Source organism: Acinetobacter sp. ANC 7912 (assembly GCF_039862785.1).
Lineage (GTDB): Bacteria > Pseudomonadota > Gammaproteobacteria > Pseudomonadales > Moraxellaceae > Acinetobacter > Acinetobacter thermotolerans.
On the sequence record NZ_CP156795.1, the window covers coordinates 529,501 to 546,174 of the forward strand.

Sequence of the window (16,674 nt, forward strand, 5' to 3'; positions counted from 1 at the left end):
TGTACGGATTAGGTCAATTAGGATTCAATTCACGTGCTGAATTTTTGAAAGGCGCATATTTTAGCAGGAAAGTCGCTTAAACTTATAGCCTTAATTGGTGAGCCAAAAATATTGATTTGTGAGCAAAAAATACTCAAAAATTAATATTGCTGAATCATAAGGTTACACAACAGAACAGTAGAGTTGGCGAAGAATTTATACACTAACTCGCATGTTGAACACATTCGTCCGGCATAAACTACATGATAGAAGTTAAATCGATGTTGAAGCACATTATAAATACGCATAAATATTCAAAATTACTTGCTGTAGGAATGACCTGTTTGGGTTCAATGGGTGTTCAGGCTGCCGAAGCGCAATTTAATGATGCGCTGAATGCGTCTAATGCTGGAAATATTGAATTATTACAACAATACCGTGCCGCCATGCAGAATGACGCTTTGGGCTATTATCCAGAATACTGGATTTTGAACCAGAATCTGGCGATGCAGCCGGCAAGCCAGATCATTAACTTTGCCCAGCGCTATCCGCAATCGGCTATGGCAGAAAAACTGGCAGCGGATTATGTCGAAGAAAAAGTCAAACAGGCAGACTTTGCTACCGCTCAACCCGTGCTGTCTTATGTGACCAATCCCGATCAGGCGGAAAGCTGCGCTGTGGCGCAGGTGCGGGCTAAAAATGGCGATCCACTAGTATATGCCGAATATAAAGACGTCTGGCTGACCACTAACTCGCAGCCAGAATCCTGTACTGGTCTGGGGCGGATGATGCTTTCCAGTCCATTGCTGACCAAGGAAGATCGTCAACAACGTTTATGGGGACAACTCCGTGCCGGCCAGTCTGGACAGGCGATTGCGACTGCACAAAGCATCGGGCTGAATTTGTCTTTAGCTCAACTCAATACCATTCAGGCTGATCCGACTTCTTATTTATGGTCTGCGCCAAAAGCGACTGCGGCTGATCATGCCTATTTGGTCTATGCCATGGGGCGTCTAACAGACAGTGATTTCAATTCAGCATTGTCTGCAGTGCGCCGTGCGGCTGAGGGAACTCCAGAACAGGTGCAAAAAGCCTTGTACCGCGCCGTAGGTTATATCGGTGGAACCACGGTGATGAAAAACAATTTTAACCGTGAAGCACTGAATTATCTGGACTTAAGTTATGGTCTGCCATTCAGTCCGGAAGAAGCGGAAATTTATGCCCGCCAGGCGATTCGTTTTAGTGCCTGGGAAAGCCTGATTCGTGCCATCGATGCCATGAGCGTGAACCAGAAGCAAGAAGACCGCTGGCAGTACTGGCTGGCACGTGCCAGTGAACAGCGCGGGGATGCATCTTCCAAGAAAGCAGCCGAGACCATTTACCGCAAGTTGGCGCAAGGTGATGATTACCATAACCTGTTGGCCCGCGACCGTTTAGGCCAGTTAACACTTTCTCCGCAAATGAGCCAGCCATCCGCCCAAGCGATGCAACGCCTGAATCAGGACATTCATTTCCGCCGTGCCTTTGCCTTAAAGAATATCAATGCGCCCGCGACCTATATCAATCGGGAATGGAACTGGGCGGTACGTCAGGCTTATCTGAAAAAGGATGATGACCTGCTATTAGCAGCAGCGAAACGCGCGCATGATATGGGCTGGCATGATCGCGCGATTTATGCAGCGGATCGTACTGCGAGCAAGCACAATTATAGTTACCGTTTCCCGATGCCGTATCAGAGTTATGTGGTGACACATAGTCAGAATGCAGGTATTGATCCAGCTTGGGCTTATGGTTTGATGCGTCAGGAAAGTCGTTTCAATACCGTGGCGCGCTCGCATGTCGGTGCCGGTGGTTTGATGCAGATTATGCCGGATACCGCCAAGCTAGTTGCGCGTCAGATGGGTGAAACCTACAACCCGGCAGCACTTAGCGATATGAATACCAATATCCGTTACGGCACTTTCTATTTATCTACGATTCAGCGTCAGCTCAGTAATAGCCCGGTACTGGCCACTGCAGGTTATAATGCCGGACCAAACCGTGCCCGCCGCTGGCAGCCAGAATTTCAGGGGATTGCAGCAGATCAATATACTGAAACCATTCCACTGACGGAAACCCGTGACTACGTCAAACATGTTATGACCAATGCGACACATTATGGAGTTTTATTAGGGCAAGGAGCGCAATCGATTGGCAAGCGGATGAACATCATCCCGCTGCGTAGCACCCAATAATGACAGGATAATCTTTTAGGGATAATGATCTATTCATGAATCGAGTGAGTCGTATGAATCCATGTTTATTTATCTCTGCCTTGATGATGGCAGGGATGAGTAGCATGCCTGTCTCTGCAACTCCTACGGGTTATGTGATGGATGTACAGATGGTACCGGCTATTTGTAGTCTTTATCCTGAATATGCAAAAAAACGTAAATGTCTAGAAGGTTATTCTCTGAACATTACAGGACTGTTTCCGGAAAATCCGCAAGGCAACTGTATTACCAATAGTTCTGCAAAATTATCGCCGTTGCAGGCCAAGGTGGTCGCACGGGTGATGCCCGATGAAAACTCCCGTACCGCACTTTGGCATCATATCGGTGGCTGCCTGCCGATGAATGCCAGCCAGTATTTCCGCACCATTATCAATTATGCAGACCGCTTGAAAGTCCCGCATGAGCTGACCGATCAGGAAAATTTGACCATGTCGATGGAAACCTTGCGGGCAAAATTCTTAAAAATAAATCCACAATTGCCGGCCAATGCAATCCGCTTTAACTGCTCAGGACTGCACAGCAAAAGCCTGCTGACCGCGGTCAAAGTCTGCTATTACAGCAATGGTCAATACAAGAACTGTCCCGCAAATATTGTCAATACCTGCCCACATACGCTCACAATTAAAGGTACTTACTGAGCTTTTCAACAGAATTAATTTATATTTCCTATCAGACTTTTGTTGGAATTGATGCGCTTTTGAATGCATCCGGCTCAGGATTGGAGTACAATCTTTGCCGTTTATGATTATTAAGATTAGATAGAACAGCTATTTAATCATTATGACGATCCTCAATTGGAGATAATTACATGAAGCAACCTGTTCGCGTTGCCGTTACTGGCGCTGCTGGTCAAATTGGTTACAGTCTATTATTCCGTATCGCTAGCGGTGAAATGTTGGGTAAAGACCAACCAGTTATTCTTCAATTATTAGAAATCCCTGTTGAGAAAGCTCAACAAGCGCTGAAAGGCGTAATGATGGAATTAGACGACTGTGCTTTCCCATTATTGGCAGGCATGATCGGTACTGATGATCCTAAAGTTGCTTTCAAAGACGCTGACTACGCTTTATTAGTTGGTTCACGTCCACGTGGTCCTGGTATGGAACGTGCTGACCTTCTTAAAGTAAACGGCGAAATCTTCATTGGCCAAGGTCAAGCACTGAACGAAGTTGCTAGCCGTGACGTTAAAGTTCTTGTTGTAGGTAACCCTGCAAACACTAACGCTTACATTGCAATGAAATCTGCTCCAGATCTTCCAGCGAAAAACTTCACAGCAATGTTACGTCTTGACCACAACCGTGCGTTGACTCAACTTGCTCAAAAAGCTGGCGTTGCAGTTTCTGACATCGAACACATGACTGTTTGGGGTAACCACTCTCCAACAATGTATGCTGACTACCGTTTTGCAACTGTAAACGGCGAAAGCTTAAAAGACAAAATCAACGATGCTGAATGGAACAAAGACGTATTCCTTCCAACAGTTGGTAAACGTGGTGCTGCGATCATCGAAGCACGTGGCCTGTCTTCTGCTGCTTCTGCTGCAAACGCTGCAATCGACCATATGCGCGATTGGGCTCTTGGCACAAACGGCAAATGGGTAACTATGGGTATTCCTTCTGACGGTTCTTATGGTATCCCTGAAGGTGTGATGTTCGGTTTCCCTGTAACTACTGAAAATGGCGAATACAAGATCGTTCAAGGTCTTGAAATCGACGAATTCAGCCAAGAACGTATCAACAAAACATTGAACGAACTTGAAGAAGAACGTGCTGCAATCGCAGACATGTTGAAATAATTTGATCTTCTAAGATTAAATTTGAAAAAGCACTCCATTCGGGGTAATGCCAGTCAGTTAAGAGATTGACTGGCATTTTTTTGGGTATTTCTGTGGTTTCCCTTTCACAACTCGTGGGTAGTTTCTACTTCTTTTTTTCGGTAAAACATACCTTTTAGATTTTTCCATTAAACTTTCTAGATGTTTAGGCAAATTGCCTGCGGAAGCCAAAGAATCAAACTTCAATAGGTTAAGGATAGCAATAGAGGTAATATGAAAGCTCATTCTCAAAGGACTGACTTTTGCACGTTGAGCCATATATTTCATTTGTCTTCTTAGAATATTATAGGCAATAAAGACTCCCCATAACTCTTGATAAATCAAGGTAGGTTGTTTACTCCTTAAATGCTTCCCTTCCTGTAAGTTACTCTTGATTTCTCGGTAACACATTTCTATTTCCCAACGCTGGGCATAGAGTTTTGCTAAAGCTAATAATGGATATCTCTTTGAATCTATTAGTGAAGTGATATAACGTCTAATCTTACCTGCCTGCTCAACCTCAATGAGACGTGCTTCCCAATAATCTCCTAAGGCTGGATTAAGTTTTTTAGCTCTTGTTGATATCGGCATTCTAATATGAAAGTCATGTTGCGAATTACGCTCCACAATCTCATACCGTAAATTATCTTTTGCACGCATAAGCCAATGACTTTCTTCTGCACGTTTTTGCCACCCGATGAGAAAATCTGCAGAGAAATAGGCTCGATCAAATAGGGTAATACTGTGTGAACAAGGAGATAATTGGCTTGCCAGTGTGAGTTCACCTTGATCCATACTGCCTATTTGAGCATCTATAATTTCATGGGTCGCGGTATTTACTAAGCAGGTTGCTCTCACTTGTGGATAAGGAGCATCAGCAGTTTTTCCTTTAGATGAACCAAAGTGTGCAAAATTCTCATCTGTATAAGGCATAGACCAAACAACACCATCAACAGCGCACACACTCAGACCGTGAAAGTTTGAGTATTGCTGCTGAGATTCTTCAAACCAGGCTTGGCTAAGTAAAGAAAATAGCGCATTTAAAGGTTCTGATCCTAAACGTTGTCGTGCTTGTACTACTGCGCTAGGAACACAATATTCTGTTGTACCAAATACAAGTTTTAGTTGTTCTACGACATATCCGATAGGTTGATTTCGAAATAAAGCGAGTCCAATGACAAGCCATACCACATGTTCAGCGGGTAACTTCCTTCTTCTAATTGATGCCTTACCTGTTTGATTCAGACTTTCCTCAATCCAGTTGAAATCAATAAATTCACTAAAATGGCTAAGTGAAGGTAAAGAATGTTGAAGGGTGCAATCTAAATTTTCAGATAAAGTCATAAAAAAAAATGAGCGTATTTACATACACTCATTTTTACTACATTTTACTAATATTTGCTTAACTGACTGGCATTACTCCATTCGGGGTGCTTTTTTTATGGGAAAATTTTGATACAGAACAAAAAATAACACGCTGTCAAACAGTGATAACTGAACTTTAAAGATAAGTCGTCTAATTTATAAACAGAATCATCACACTAGAGGGGAGGGACTGAGATGTTAGAGCAGAGACCTACCATGGAACTATTCTTTGAGCAGCTTGGTTTGGACTCAAGCCCGGAAGCTATTGAGGAATTTATCAAAACCCATCAGATCGGTATGGATGTTCCCTTGCATAAAGCGCCGTTCTGGACCAAGGCACAACATGATTTCCTGATCGGACATTGGAAGGAGGATGACGATTGGGCGATTTTTGTGGATGTACTTAACGAACAACTACATATCGAAGCAGAAGGCGCTGGTGAATGCGAGCTGCCAACCGCAAAATAGAGCTAATATTTTTCTATAAGTAAGAATGAAATAAATCAAAAATGGAGTAGATGAGTAGTGTTAGAACAACCAGTGACTTTAGAATTATTATTCGAACAATTAGGCCTGCCAGCTGATGAAAAAGCAATTGAGGAATTTACTCGTAATCATCAGCTGCCAGCAGAGGTAATTTTGCCAGATGCAGATTTCTGGAGCGATGGACAGAGTACATTTCTGCGTGAACATTGGCAGCAGGATGATGAATGGATTGTCGTGATTGACAAGCTCAATCAGCTTCTCCATGTAGAAAGTGATAAACAGCAAACCACGGCCTAGATCACTTTTATACAAAAAGACACAACAAAACCTGGTCATATGACTAGGTTTTTTTTGCGTTCTCATATAAGTTAGTTGTATAACCAATTACAATATATTTGATAAATATAAGGAGGGCGAGATGCTCGGAATGAATCAACCATCCTTAGAAATGTTGTTTTCCCAGCTGGGTTTGCCAAGTAGCCCGGCTGCAATTGAACTTTATGTCCGTACTCATCAGTTGCCTGCCGAACTTTCCCTGCATGATGCACCTTTCTGGAATAAGGCACAGCGCTCTTTGTTAATCAGCCATCTGGTGCAGGATGATGACTGGGCCATCTGGGTCGACGAACTGAATCAGCAACTGCATATGGATGCCTATCGCCGTCGTTTGGGACAAATCCCGCCACTGAAACATCAACATAAAAAAGTCATAATGATGAGGCTTTTTTATGGGTGAATTCTCTGTTGATTAATGCATGCGGCTACGCAGCAGTTTGATAAACCAGTCCAGTTTGCGGTAATCATCAAAAGCTGGATGTTGATGCACCAACTCCAGATCAAACGCTGGAGTTTTACTGTATTTATTTAACCAGTGACGGGTCAGAGCAGGTTCTTTCTTGCTGGCGGAGGCATAGGCCAGGAAGAAATAAATATCCGCATTTTCATAGTTGGTCATGGGTTTCAGGATTTGCTGGGTAATGAGGGCAAAACGATCTTCTTTGGTGAGTTCAAAGTAGATCATATAAGCCTTGGCCAAGTGCAGCGACAAGTTGATATATAGCTGCAGCGGCATTTCTTCAAATTCAACCCGTCCCTGTTCCAGCAGCACAATCGCTTCCTGTAGGAAATGCATCTGTTCCTGACGTACCTGACTGATGGTCACCAGTTGCAGGCGAAGATCCGCGCGTTCAAGCGCCAACTCGGGCGTGTTGCCATTTAAAAATAGCTGATCCGTCTCACCAATACGGGCGATGATCTCTTTGGTGGTTGCTGGCATGAACGCAGTCCTCTTTTCTCAATAATTGCTATATGAGGCTAAAAATAGAAATTTAAAGTTTTCTAGATCAGCTGGGCATCGGAACGCAGCCATGCAGTAATTGATAGGCGCTGGTGCTTGGCTTTTTGCACTTCATGCAGCAGGTCACTCTGGAACATGGCAATACGGTTCGGTTTTGGCTGCAGGGTATGCCATTTGTCATTTTTATCCTGTAAATGCAGCTCGCCGCCCCAGTCGTCCTGCCATTCATTATGCAGGTAATAAACCGCAGAAATCATGCGGCCATTTTTGCCTTGCGGATTATCGCGATGCAGGGCATAGAATTCACCGGCGTTATAGCAGGCAAAATGTGCCTCGACATCTTTAATACCTAAGAAAAAAGCCCGGTTCAGTTCCTGAGCCAGTACATGCAGAGTTTGTACATGCTGTTGAGATACTTCCAGATCTTCGTTCAGCCACAGGATATGATCACTACGGATATTACTGACTACTCCATTTTGAATTGCCGCATTACGGAAACGGTTCAGGTTGCTGGTACATTCCTCTATCAGCTGTTCAACATAGTCCTGGTCATATGCATTGTCGATAATACTGAAACCGTGTTGATCCAGATCATCAAGAATCTGATCAACTGACCATGTAGTAGGGAGTTGAACTGCTTCCATAAAGACGCACCTAGAAGGTTAAATTAAAGTCGCGCTATTCTATGTAAGAATCGTGTCTGAACGAAACTGTTTTTCATGTTAAAATAGCTGTTGATCTTAGGAATAATTGAAACATGAATTATCGTCACCACTTCCATGCAGGCAACTTTGCCGATGTCATGAAGCACGTTTTATTGCTTCAGATTTTGTCTCGCCTTAATCAGAAAGATAAGCCATATCGTTATATCGATACCCATGGCGGCGCAGGCAAATATGACTTGTCGACTCCTGAAGCCCAGAAGTCTGGTGAGTTTCTGAACGGCATCCACCGTTTGGTGAAACTGGATGATTCAGTGAAACGTAATGCGCCTGAGGGTGTTCAGCAATATCTGAAAATTGTTGAAAAAATGCGTGAAAACTTTGGTAAAGGGGCATACCCAGGTTCACCTTGGTTTGCGCTTGAAGGCATGCGCGACATCGATAAGGCCACCATTTTCGAAATGCAGCGTGATGTATTCCAGCAGTTGCGTCATAACATTCATGACAAACGTGCCGGTCTGCATGAACGTGATGCTTACGAAGGTCTTTTAGCTGTCATTCCGCCGAAAGAAAAACGCGGTCTGGTGATGATTGACCCGCCGTATGAGCTGGAACGCAAAGACTTCCCGCAACTGGTGGACCTAATTGCCGCAGCTTATAAAAAATGGCCGACAGGCGTATTTGCGGTTTGGTATCCAATTAAAGACCGTGCCATGATCGAACGTTTTGAAAAACGTTTGTTCAAAACTGGTATTCGCCGTCAGCTGATCTGCGAAGTCTGTGTATGGCCAGATGATACGCCGGTTGGTTTGAATGGTTGTGGTCTGCTGGTGATTAACCCACCTTGGAAATTCTCTGAAGATGCAGACGAAGCGCTGCAATGGTTGTTCCCGCATCTGCGCATGCAGGAAACTGGCGGTCATGCCGCAGTTCGCTGGTTGGTTGGCGAATAATAAATAAGATAAAAATATTAGTTCATAGGTAGTATGGATCGACGATAATGACAAATACACAAAAACCGGAAAGCGAATCTTCAAAAGACCTGCCATTTGATGGCATCACCTTTGAGGTGGAAGAAGAGGAGCATACTCAGGAAGGTCAACGAGTCAAACGTCGCGGCATCTATCTGTGGCCAAACCTGATTACAACCGCTGCGTTGTTGTCAGGTTTCTACTCTATCATTGCCAGTATGAGTGGCGAATTCCAGCAAGCGATCTACGCCATTTTCCTGGCAGCGCTGTTCGATGGTTTGGATGGCCGTGTGGCGCGTGCCATAGGTGCACAAAGTCCGTTTGGTGAACAGTTTGACTCACTGTCTGATATGCTGGCATTCGGTGTTGCACCAGCGATCCTGATGTATAGCTGGGGTTTAAGTGATCTTGGTCGTATCGGTCTGGCTGCCTGCTTTGTCTATACCGCCTGTGCTGCTTTCCGTTTAGCACGCTTTAATGTGCAGATTGGCGTGGTCGATAAGCGCTATTTTATTGGGGTGGCAAGCCCATTAGCAGCAGTGATCATCATTTCACTGGTCTGGGTCGGATTAGATTTTCCGGAAATCTTCGATATTAAAGATGGCGGAGTTCAGATCATAAATGCAGCGGCGATTGTGATTACCGGTTTGCTGATGATCTCCAATATCAAATACTATTCATTTAAGACAGTGGAGCGTAAGCGGGTTCCATTCTTTGTCTTGCCGATCGCTGTATTTATCTTTGCAGCCATGACTTACAACATTCCGGTGGGAATACTGGTAATTTCTGTGATCTACGCCTTGTCCGGTTTTGTCACAACCTTTCTGGCAAAAAAACAAGTGAGTTAGCATGCAGAAAAAGGAGAGTCTGATATGTCGTTTCTTCAGGATTTTTTAGATCGTTCGAAACAACTCAATCAGACTCCTACTGCCCAGGTAGATTTAGCCTGCCATGGGCCCAATAAAAAATATAAATTTGTTCATCAACGACTCGTTATTCCTAACCTCTCTGCGCCTCTTTATTACTTCAATTTTTTCAGTATGATCGGCCAGCCGAATGTACCGATGCTGTGCAACCCAGATGCTATTCATACTGATGCCTTAGATACCACAACCGTAATTTGCAGTACTAGTCCACATATGGTCGGACAATTGAATCATTATTCCATTAAGCAAGAATGTCACTTTGAAAATTGTGATTTCAAATTTCATGAACGCGAGTTACTGACCGGGAATTTTCCGGAATTTCATTTTGTCCGGCAGGATGATGAGCTCAGTGTAGATTTAAAAATCCGGGCGATTGAGTTGATCACCCACTTTACCCAGTTGCGTTTTTCTCTGGCCGATTACTGGTCGATTCCATGCTGGTGTGAAGGCAAGATTCAATACAAGGATCAGCTTTATCAGATTGAAGGTCTAGGTAGTTTTGAATACGCACGCAGTTTTAAATTTCCCTATTTGCCTCTCGCTTTTCTAACTTATCAGATTATCAACCTGAGTCAGAGTCGGCAAATTATTCTGGTTCAGGTACGGGATAGTTTTAATCAGATCATTCAGTCACGAATTTATTATAAAGATCTGGAAAGTCAGCAAACTCAGATGTTGGATGAAAAGGTGATTTTTAAAGTGCATCGGGTATATCCGGGTGTAACCACACCAAATGGCCAGAAAATGTATCTGCCACGTGAATTTGAATGGCGCTGTGAAAGTAAAGAGGGTACACAAATTCGGATTCAAGGCCAAAGCCGTGGTGATTTCAAATTTGGTCTCGGTGCAGGTTATGTCGGTAGTTTTAATTACCAGATCAAAATTAATGGTGAGGAAGAAAATGGGGAAGGGGGCTATATTGAATACATTGATTGCCGACCTTTACGTTTCCAGGAACTGAGTAAAGAAGAAAAAATATTAAGTGGTGCGACGAATCCTGTGCCTTTTTTAGTCAAAAAATAAGAAAAACCTGCTTTTCTGTAGAATAAATAAACAGATGGTAGATTTTATTAAAAATAGGGGTTGCGTGTGTTTGGATTTGCTCTATAATGCACATCCATCGGCGGTGATGTTAATTAAAACTTCTGATAAAACAGTAACTTAGAATAAAATGGTTAAGTTGAGTTTTAGAAAGAAAGTTTAAAAATAATTTACATTACATGTTGACTTTCATTTTAGAAAGCGTAATATAGCCGACCTAGCTTGATGCTGACGAAGCATGAAGACGATCATTAAGAGATTATGAAGAACAACTTGTGTGGATTTTTACCGGTTGATCGATTGAATATATTTTCATTGATTAATGGTAGAAATTACTCGAAGTTTATTTGAGCGAATTTTTGTCAGTAATTGATGAGCCAGAATTAAGTACTTTGTCTTAACTAAAGTACAAAATGATTTTAACTGAAGAGTTTGATCATGGCTCAGATTGAACGCTGGCGGCAGGCTTAACACATGCAAGTCGAGCGGGGATAGGGTGCTTGCACCTGATTCTTAGCGGCGGACGGGTGAGTAATGCTTAGGAATCTGCCTATTAGTGGGGGACAACGTTTCGAAAGGGACGCTAATACCGCATACGCCCTACGGGGGAAAGCAGGGGATCTTCGGACCTTGCGCTAATAGATGAGCCTAAGTCGGATTAGCTAGTTGGTGGGGTAAAGGCCTACCAAGGCGACGATCTGTAGCGGGTCTGAGAGGATGATCCGCCACACTGGGACTGAGACACGGCCCAGACTCCTACGGGAGGCAGCAGTGGGGAATATTGGACAATGGAGGCAACTCTGATCCAGCCATGCCGCGTGTGTGAAGAAGGCCTTTTGGTTGTAAAGCACTTTAAGCGAGGAGGAGGCTCCCTTGGTTAATACCCAAGGTGAGTGGACGTTACTCGCAGAATAAGCACCGGCTAACTCTGTGCCAGCAGCCGCGGTAATACAGAGGGTGCAAGCGTTAATCGGATTTACTGGGCGTAAAGCGCGCGTAGGCGGCTTTTTAAGTCGGATGTGAAATCCCCGAGCTTAACTTGGGAATTGCATTCGATACTGGGAAGCTAGAGTATGGGAGAGGATGGTAGAATTCCAGGTGTAGCGGTGAAATGCGTAGAGATCTGGAGGAATACCGATGGCGAAGGCAGCCATCTGGCCTAATACTGACGCTGAGGTGCGAAAGCATGGGGAGCAAACAGGATTAGATACCCTGGTAGTCCATGCCGTAAACGATGTCTACTAGCCGTTGGGGCCTTTGAGGCTTTAGTGGCGCAGCTAACGCGATAAGTAGACCGCCTGGGGAGTACGGTCGCAAGACTAAAACTCAAATGAATTGACGGGGGCCCGCACAAGCGGTGGAGCATGTGGTTTAATTCGATGCAACGCGAAGAACCTTACCTGGCCTTGACATACTAAGAACTTTCCAGAGATGGATTGGTGCCTTCGGGAACTTAGATACAGGTGCTGCATGGCTGTCGTCAGCTCGTGTCGTGAGATGTTGGGTTAAGTCCCGCAACGAGCGCAACCCTTTTCCTTACTTGCCAGCATTTCGGATGGGAACTTTAAGGATACTGCCAGTGACAAACTGGAGGAAGGCGGGGACGACGTCAAGTCATCATGGCCCTTACGGCCAGGGCTACACACGTGCTACAATGGTCGGTACAAAGGGTTGCTACCTCGCGAGAGGATGCTAATCTCAAAAAGCCGATCGTAGTCCGGATCGCAGTCTGCAACTCGACTGCGTGAAGTCGGAATCGCTAGTAATCGCGGATCAGAATGCCGCGGTGAATACGTTCCCGGGCCTTGTACACACCGCCCGTCACACCATGGGAGTTTGTTGCACCAGAAGTAGGTAGTCTAACCGTAAGGAGGACGCTTACCACGGTGTGGCCGATGACTGGGGTGAAGTCGTAACAAGGTAGCCGTAGGGGAACCTGCGGCTGGATCACCTCCTTAACGAAAGATTGACGATCGGTAAGAATCCACAACAAGTTGTTCTTCATGACGATGTATCTGAGGGTCTGTAGCTCAGTTGGTTAGAGCACACGCTTGATAAGCGTGGGGTCACAAGTTCAAGTCTTGTCAGACCCACCATGACATACTTTAGATACATTGACTTATTGATAAGCTGGGGACTTAGCTTAGTTGGTAGAGCGCCTGCTTTGCACGCAGGAGGTCAGGAGTTCGACTCTCCTAGTCTCCACCACGTATTCGTTCGAATACGTAATAAGCAAACAGTTTGATAGCTTATAGAGATTAGTGAAATGGAAGCGTATACTACGCACCACTTACTAATCTCTGTGATTTATCACAGTTTCTCGGTCTGACGAAGACGAGAAAAATCATTAACAGAATATATTTGAGTTGAAATAATTTGTTCAATCTCATAAGAGAGCGGAAATGAGACGACGCAAGTTGAATCGTTGAAGTGATTGAATGAGAACTAGCGAAATTAACTGAATCAAGCGTTTTGGTACGTGAATCTAATTGAAGCTGTACGGTGCTTAAGTGCACAGAACAACAAACTGTAAGAGAAGCCAGTTTACTGGTGGAACTTGTTGCTACACTGACTTGTAGGTGTAACGACTGTTTGGGGTTGTATAGTCAAGTAATTAAGTGCATGTGGTGGATGCCTTGGCAGTCAGAGGCGATGAAAGACGTGATAGCCTGCGAAAAGCTTCGGGGAGGCGGCAAATATCCTGTGATCCGGAGATGTCTGAATGGGGAAACCCACCGGCTATAAGGTCGGTATCATAAACTGAATACATAGGTTTATGAGGCGAACGCGGAGAAGTGAAACATCTCAGTACCCGTAGGAAAAGAAATCAATTGAGATTCCCTCAGTAGCGGCGAGCGAACGGGGAACAGCCCATTAAGTCATATCAGTTTTAGTGGAATGCTCTGGGAAGTGCAACCATAGTGGGTGATAGTCCTGTACACGAAAGGGCTGATATGATGATGTCGAGTAGGGCGAGGCACGTGAAACCTTGTCTGAATATGGGGGGACCATCCTCCAAGGCTAAATACTCCTGACTGACCGATAGTGAACCAGTACCGTGAGGGAAAGGCGAAAAGAACCCCTGTGAGGGGAGTGAAATAGATCCTGAAACCGCATGCATACAAGCAGTGGGAGCCCTTCGGGGTGACTGCGTACCTTTTGTATAATGGGTCAGCGACTTACATTCAGTAGCGAGGTTAACCGTGTAGGGGAGCCGTAGAGAAATCGAGTCTTAATAGGGCGTATAGTTGCTGGGTGTAGACCCGAAACCGGGTGATCTATCCATGAGCAGGTTGAAGGTTGGGTAACACTAACTGGAGGACCGAACCCACTGTCGTTGAAAAGCCAGGGGATGACTTGTGGATAGGGGTGAAAGGCTAATCAAACTCGGTGATAGCTGGTTCTCCCCGAAAGCTATTTAGGTAGCGCCTCGGACGAATACCATTGGGGGTAGAGCACTGTTTCGGCTAGGGGGTCATCCCGACTTACCAAACCGATGCAAACTCCGAATACCAATGAGTACTATCCGGGAGACAGACTGCGGGTGCTAACGTCCGTAGTCAAGAGGAAAACAATCCAGACCGCCAGCTAAGGTCCCAAAATCATAGTTAAGTGGGAAACGATGTGGGAAGGCATAGACAGCTAGGAGGTTGGCTTAGAAGCAGCCACCCTTTAAAGAAAGCGTAATAGCTCACTAGTCGAGTCGGCCTGCGCGGAAGATGTAACGGGGCTAAAACTATGTACCGAAGCTGCGGATTTGCACTTATGTGCAAGTGGTAGGGGAGCGTTCTGTAAGCCAATGAAGGTGTGTTGAGAAGCATGCTGGAGGTATCAGAAGTGCGAATGCTGACGTGAGTAACGACAAAACGGGTGAAAAACCCGTTCGCTGAAAGACCAAGGGTTCCAGTCCAACGTTAATCGGGGCTGGGTGAGTCGACCCCTAAGGCGAGGCCGAGAGGCGTAGTCGATGGGAAATTGGTTAATATTCCAATACTTCAGTGTAATGCGATGAGAGGACGGAGAAGGTTAAGTCAGCCTGGCGTTGGTTGTCCAGGTGGAAGGAAGTAGGCATGCATCTTAGGCAAATCCGGGGTGCTCTATGCTGAGATCTGATAGCAAGCCAGTTTACTGGTGAAGTGGCTGATACCATACTTCCAGGAAAAGTCTCTAAGCTTCAGTTACACTGGAATCGTACCCGAAACCGACACAGGTGGTCAGGTCGAGTAGACCAAAGCGCTTGAGAGAACTCTGCTGAAGGAACTAGGCAAAATGGTACCGTAACTTCGGGAGAAGGTACGCTGTCGATGGTGATAGGACTTGCTCCTTGAGCTGTTGACAGCCTCAGAAACCAGGCCGCTGCAACTGTTTATTAAAAACATAGCACTCTGCAAACACGAAAGTGGACGTATAGGGTGTGATGCCTGCCCGGTGCTGGAAGGTTAATTGATGGGGTTAGCGTAAGCGAAGCTCTTGATCGAAGCCCCAGTAAACGGCGGCCGTAACTATAACGGTCCTAAGGTAGCGAAATTCCTTGTCGGGTAAGTTCCGACCTGCACGAATGGCATAATGATGGCGGCGCTGTCTCCAGCAGAGGCTCAGTGAAATCGAATTCGCCGTGAAGATGCGGTGTACCCGCGGCTAGACGGAAAGACCCCGTGAACCTTTACTGCAGCTTGACACTGAACTTTGATCTTACTTGTGTAGGATAGGTGGGAGGCTTTGAAGTAGCGACGCTAGTTGCTATGGAGCCAATCTTGAAATACCACCCTGGTAATATTGAGGTTCTAACTCTGTCCCGTAATCCGGGACGAGGACCGTGTCTGGTGGGTAGTTTGACTGGGGCGGTCTCCTCCTAAAGAGTAACGGAGGAGTACGAAGGTGCGCTCAGCGTGGTCGGAAATCACGCGTAGAGTATAAAGGCAAAAGCGCGCTTAACTGCGAGACCCACAAGTCGAGCAGGTACGAAAGTAGGTCTTAGTGATCCGGTGGTTCTGTATGGAAGGGCCATCGCTCAACGGATAAAAGGTACTCTGGGGATAACAGGCTGATACCGCCCAAGAGTTCATATCGACGGCGGTGTTTGGCACCTCGATGTCGGCTCATCTCATCCTGGGGCTGAAGCAGGTCCCAAGGGTATGGCTGTTCGCCATTTAAAGAGGTACGCGAGCTGGGTTTAGAACGTCGTGAGACAGTTCGGTCCCTATCTACCGTGGGCGCTGGAAATTTGAGAGGATCTGCTCCTAGTACGAGAGGACCAGAGTGGACGAACCTCTGGTGTACCGGTTGTGACGCCAGTCGCATCGCCGGGTAGCTATGTTCGGAAGGGATAACCGCTGAAAGCATCTAAGCGGGAAGCCTACCTCAAGATTAGATTTCCCTTGGACTTTATGTCCACTAAAGAGCCGTTCGAGACTAGGACGTTGATAGGTTGGGTGTGGAAGTGCAGTGATGCATGAAGCTGACCAATACTAATTGCTCGTGAGGCTTGACTATACAACGCCCAAGCAGTTGTATACAAAGCAACAATTGATTCATAAAGCATCAAAGCAACTTGATTTAGTTGAAATGCTAGATACAATGTTCAACTCAGATAGACCTGTTAATGAAACCTATTTGGTAGAAAGCAAGGCAAGCGAAGCGAAAGCAACGCAGATAAGACCAAGCGAGTATCCATACCAGTTGTGCTGGCGACCATAGCAAGAGTGAACCACCTGATCCCTTCCCGAACTCAGAAGTGAAACCTCTTCGCGCTGATGGTAGTGTGGCGTTTGCCATGTGAGAGTAAGTCATCGCCAGCTCATTATTCCAGACACCCCCTGACTAGTGCAGGGGGTGTTTTTTTTGTGCCTAAAAAATTCTGT

At 45.5% G+C, this 16,674-nt stretch carries 11 protein-coding genes, 2 tRNA genes, 3 rRNA genes and 1 pseudogene; 14 read left to right on the forward strand and 3 right to left on the reverse strand.

The window, feature by feature from the left end; translation table 11 throughout:
* The first annotated feature begins 260 nt into the window (after positions 1-260).
* The 3 genes from ABEF84_RS02670 (at position 261) to ABEF84_RS02680 (ending at position 4,047) form a co-directional block, all read left to right on the forward strand.
* Positions 261-2,213, forward strand: a complete 1,953-nt coding sequence (locus ABEF84_RS02670; RefSeq protein WP_171077638.1) for a lytic transglycosylase domain-containing protein — start codon at positions 261-263, stop codon at positions 2,211-2,213.
* A gap of 83 nt (positions 2,214-2,296) precedes the next feature.
* The gene (locus ABEF84_RS02675) at positions 2,297-2,890 is read left to right on the forward strand and encodes a ribonuclease I (RefSeq protein ID WP_052127863.1); all 594 of its coding nucleotides are present in this window, start codon (positions 2,297-2,299) and stop codon (positions 2,888-2,890) included.
* A 170-nt stretch (positions 2,891-3,060) separates the two neighbouring features.
* Positions 3,061-4,047, forward strand: coding sequence for a malate dehydrogenase (locus ABEF84_RS02680; RefSeq protein WP_034582290.1), 987 nt, complete (start codon positions 3,061-3,063; stop codon positions 4,045-4,047).
* Positions 4,048-4,104: 57 nt separating this feature from the next.
* Here the strand turns inward: ABEF84_RS02680 and ABEF84_RS02685 are convergent, their stop codons facing one another.
* On the reverse strand, positions 4,105-5,409 hold the full coding sequence (locus tag ABEF84_RS02685) for an IS4 family transposase (RefSeq protein WP_347453003.1): 1,305 nt from the start codon (positions 5,407-5,409) through the stop codon (positions 4,105-4,107).
* A 216-nt stretch (positions 5,410-5,625) separates the two neighbouring features.
* Between ABEF84_RS02685 and ABEF84_RS02690 the strand changes: the two genes are divergently transcribed.
* The 3 genes and pseudogenes from ABEF84_RS02690 to ABEF84_RS02700 all read left to right on the forward strand — a co-directional run.
* On the forward strand, positions 5,626-5,898 hold the full coding sequence (locus tag ABEF84_RS02690) for a DUF2789 family protein (protein ID WP_034582293.1): 273 nt from the start codon (positions 5,626-5,628) through the stop codon (positions 5,896-5,898).
* A gap of 57 nt (positions 5,899-5,955) precedes the next feature.
* On the forward strand, positions 5,956-6,213 hold the full coding sequence (locus ABEF84_RS02695; RefSeq protein WP_034582295.1) for a DUF2789 family protein: 258 nt from the start codon (positions 5,956-5,958) through the stop codon (positions 6,211-6,213).
* 121 nt (positions 6,214-6,334) lie between these two features.
* Positions 6,335-6,583: pseudogene (locus tag ABEF84_RS02700) on the forward strand (DUF2789 family protein); the annotation flags it as partial.
* Positions 6,584-6,664: 81 nt separating this feature from the next.
* On the opposite strand, the gene ABEF84_RS02705 reads toward ABEF84_RS02700, so the two are convergent.
* Both ABEF84_RS02705 and ABEF84_RS02710 read right to left on the reverse strand, forming a co-directional pair.
* Positions 6,665-7,192: a hypothetical protein gene (locus tag ABEF84_RS02705; RefSeq protein ID WP_034582298.1), complete on the reverse strand. Its 528-nt coding sequence runs from the start codon at positions 7,190-7,192 to the stop codon at positions 6,665-6,667.
* Between the two features lie 62 nt (positions 7,193-7,254).
* The gene (locus ABEF84_RS02710; RefSeq protein WP_347453560.1) at positions 7,255-7,857 is read right to left on the reverse strand and encodes a 2OG-Fe(II) oxygenase; all 603 of its coding nucleotides are present in this window, start codon (positions 7,855-7,857) and stop codon (positions 7,255-7,257) included.
* A 113-nt stretch (positions 7,858-7,970) separates the two neighbouring features.
* Between ABEF84_RS02710 and ABEF84_RS02715 the strand changes: the two genes are divergently transcribed.
* The 8 genes from ABEF84_RS02715 (at position 7,971) to rrf (ending at position 16,611) form a co-directional block, all read left to right on the forward strand.
* Entirely contained in the window at positions 7,971-8,828 is an 858-nt protein-coding gene (locus tag ABEF84_RS02715; protein ID WP_034582304.1) for a 23S rRNA (adenine(2030)-N(6))-methyltransferase RlmJ, read from the forward strand.
* 47 nt (positions 8,829-8,875) lie between these two features.
* A complete protein-coding gene (gene pssA, locus ABEF84_RS02720) occupies positions 8,876-9,694 on the forward strand; it encodes a CDP-diacylglycerol--serine O-phosphatidyltransferase (protein WP_034582306.1) in 819 nt (272 codons plus the stop codon).
* A gap of 24 nt (positions 9,695-9,718) precedes the next feature.
* The gene (locus ABEF84_RS02725; protein ID WP_347453561.1) at positions 9,719-10,795 is read left to right on the forward strand and encodes a DUF6670 family protein; all 1,077 of its coding nucleotides are present in this window, start codon (positions 9,719-9,721) and stop codon (positions 10,793-10,795) included.
* Positions 10,796-11,233: 438 nt separating this feature from the next.
* Positions 11,234-12,771, forward strand: a 16S ribosomal RNA gene (locus ABEF84_RS02730).
* Between the two features lie 61 nt (positions 12,772-12,832).
* Positions 12,833-12,909, forward strand: a tRNA-Ile gene (locus ABEF84_RS02735).
* Positions 12,910-12,945: 36 nt separating this feature from the next.
* Positions 12,946-13,021, forward strand: a tRNA-Ala gene (locus ABEF84_RS02740).
* A gap of 396 nt (positions 13,022-13,417) precedes the next feature.
* Positions 13,418-16,306: ribosomal RNA gene (locus tag ABEF84_RS02745) — 23S ribosomal RNA — on the forward strand.
* Between the two features lie 190 nt (positions 16,307-16,496).
* A 5S ribosomal RNA gene (rrf, locus tag ABEF84_RS02750) occupies positions 16,497-16,611 on the forward strand.
* The 16S, 23S and 5S rRNA genes sit together here with 2 tRNA genes alongside, the layout of an rRNA operon.
* Positions 16,612-16,674 lie beyond the last annotated feature (63 nt).

Bases quoted from the DNA above. Each gene is read 5' to 3' on its own strand.
- ABEF84_RS02670 (WP_171077638.1), top strand. From the start codon at position 261: ATGTTGAAGCACATTATAAATACGCATAAATATTCAAAATTACTTGCT.
- ABEF84_RS02675 (WP_052127863.1), top strand. From the start codon at position 2,297: ATGATGGCAGGGATGAGTAGCATGCCTGTCTCTGCAACTCCTACGGGT.
- ABEF84_RS02680 (WP_034582290.1), top strand. From the start codon at position 3,061: ATGAAGCAACCTGTTCGCGTTGCCGTTACTGGCGCTGCTGGTCAAATT.
- ABEF84_RS02685 (WP_347453003.1), bottom strand. From the start codon at position 5,409: ATGACTTTATCTGAAAATTTAGATTGCACCCTTCAACATTCTTTACCT.
- ABEF84_RS02690 (WP_034582293.1), top strand. From the start codon at position 5,626: ATGTTAGAGCAGAGACCTACCATGGAACTATTCTTTGAGCAGCTTGGT.
- ABEF84_RS02705 (WP_034582298.1), bottom strand. From the start codon at position 7,192: ATGCCAGCAACCACCAAAGAGATCATCGCCCGTATTGGTGAGACGGAT.
- ABEF84_RS02710 (WP_347453560.1), bottom strand. From the start codon at position 7,857: ATGGAAGCAGTTCAACTCCCTACTACATGGTCAGTTGATCAGATTCTT.
- ABEF84_RS02715 (WP_034582304.1), top strand. From the start codon at position 7,971: ATGAATTATCGTCACCACTTCCATGCAGGCAACTTTGCCGATGTCATG.
- pssA (WP_034582306.1), top strand. From the start codon at position 8,876: ATGACAAATACACAAAAACCGGAAAGCGAATCTTCAAAAGACCTGCCA.
- ABEF84_RS02725 (WP_347453561.1), top strand. From the start codon at position 9,719: ATGTCGTTTCTTCAGGATTTTTTAGATCGTTCGAAACAACTCAATCAG.